General features: G+C 69.3%; 2 protein-coding genes. Both read right to left on the reverse strand.

Going from position 1 to position 1,812, the window contains the following annotated elements; translation table 11 throughout:
- Nucleotides 1–500: acyl-CoA dehydrogenase family protein (locus ABZ909_RS43570; RefSeq protein WP_357012369.1), on the reverse strand; the 500-nt coding region annotated here is incomplete at its 3' end.
- A 95-nt stretch (nt 501–595) separates the two neighbouring features.
- Nucleotides 596–1,810, reverse strand: coding sequence for an acyl-CoA dehydrogenase family protein (locus tag ABZ909_RS43575; RefSeq protein WP_357012371.1), 1,215 nt, complete (start codon nt 1,808–1,810; stop codon nt 596–598).
- Nucleotides 1,811–1,812: the final 2 nt, after the last annotated feature.

Consider the following 1,812-nt stretch of genomic DNA (forward strand, 5'->3'; position numbering starts at 1 on the left):
GCCTGGCGGGCGAAGGGCACCGTGGTCTTGAGGCCGGTCAGCTGCCAGCCGTCGCCCGCCATCGCGGTGGTGACCGGGCTGGCGAGCTCCCAGTTGCGCTCCTCGCTCAGCGCGGTGGTGAGGATGACCTCGCCCCGCGCGGCCTGTGCGGCCAGCTCGCGCTGGGCCGTGGAGCCGAACTGCGCGAGCGCGCCCGCGCCGAGCACGATCGACCACAGGTACGGCACGGGCGCGACGGACTTGCCGATCTCGCGCAGGATGGCGGTCTGCTCCAGCACGCCGAAGTCGCTGCCGCCCACCGTCTCCGGCAGGGCCGCGGCCAGCACGCCGGTCTCGGCGAGCGAGCTCCACAGCGATTCGTCGAAGCGCACGGTCGGGTTGCCCGACGCGTCGGTGTTGCGGTCGAGCTCACGCAGCCGGTCTGCGGTGACGAGTTTGCCGGTGACCTCGGCGGTGAGGCGGGCCAGATCCTGCTGCGCCTCGGTGAGGGTGAAATCCATGATGGTTACCTTGGTTTCGCGCGATGTGAGCGTCAGGCCCGGAGGAGACAGCTTGCGTAACCACGGGGGCCCGCTCACATCGCTATCGGACACAGCTAGCGCGCGGCGGCGGGCTGTTTGAGGGCGGTCATGGCGATGATGTCGCGCTGCACCTCGTTGGTACCGCCGCCGAAGGTGAGGATCAGGCAGGCGCGGTGCATGCGCTCGAGACGACCCCGCAGCTGCGAGCCCGCCGAGTCCTGGCGCAGGTAGGCCTGCGGGCCGAGGATCTCCATCAGCGTGCGGTACGCCTCGGTGGCCAGTTCGGTGCCGTACACCTTGGTGGCGGAGGCGTCCCAGGGGCGCGGAGCGCCCTCGCCGGTACCGATCGCGGGGTCCTTTTGGGCGTCGGCGCGCGAGGCGATCTCCCAGTTGGTCAGCTTCAGGTACTCGACCTTGGCGTGGATGCGGGCCAGGCTGATCTGCACCCACTCCTGGTCGATGACCCGGGAGCCGTCGGCGGTCTTGGTGTTGCGCGCCCACTCGGTCACCTGCGCGACGGCCAGGGCCAGCGGCGCGGACGAGGTCAGCGCGACGCGCTCGTGGTTGAGCTGGTTGGTGACCAGCGCCCAGCCACCGTTCTCCGGGCCCACCATGTCGGAGTGCTTGACCCGCACGTCCTGGTAGTAGGTGGCGCTGGTGTCGGGCCCGGCCATGGTGTGCACCGGCGTCCAGGAGAAGCCCTCTGCCGTGGTCGGCATGATGAACATCGAGATGCCCTTGTGCTTCTTGGCGTTCGGGTCGGTGCGGGCGGCGAGCCAGACGTAGTCGGCGTAGGCGATGAGGGAGGTCCACATCTTCTGGCCGTTGATGATCCAGTCGTCGCCGTCGCGGACCGCGGAGGTGCGCAGCGAGGCCAGGTCGGTGCCCGCGCCCGGCTCGGAGTAGCCGATGGCGAAGTGCAGCTGACCGGCGGCGATCTTGGGCAGGAAGAACTTCTTCTGCTCCTCGGTGCCGTAGTGCATGATCGTCGGCGCCACCGAGTTGATGGTCAGGAACGGCACCGGGGCGCCGGCGATGGCGGCCTCGTCGGTGAAGATCAGCTGATCCATGGTGGAGCGGTCCTGGCCGCCGTACTCCTTGGGCCAGCCGAGGGCGAGCCAGCCGTCGCGGCCCATCTCCTCGACCACCTCGCGGTAGACATTGCCCTCGCCGTACTCTCCGGTCTGCGCCGAAAGCGCTTGCCGCCGTTCGGGAGTGATGAGGCGGGTGAAATAGTCACGCAGCTCGGCACGCAGCTGTTCCTGTTGCGGCGTGTAGGCGATACGCATAG

Origin of the sequence: Nocardia sp. NPDC046763 (assembly GCF_040645495.1) — a bacterium.
Lineage (GTDB): Bacteria > Actinomycetota > Actinomycetes > Mycobacteriales > Mycobacteriaceae > Nocardia.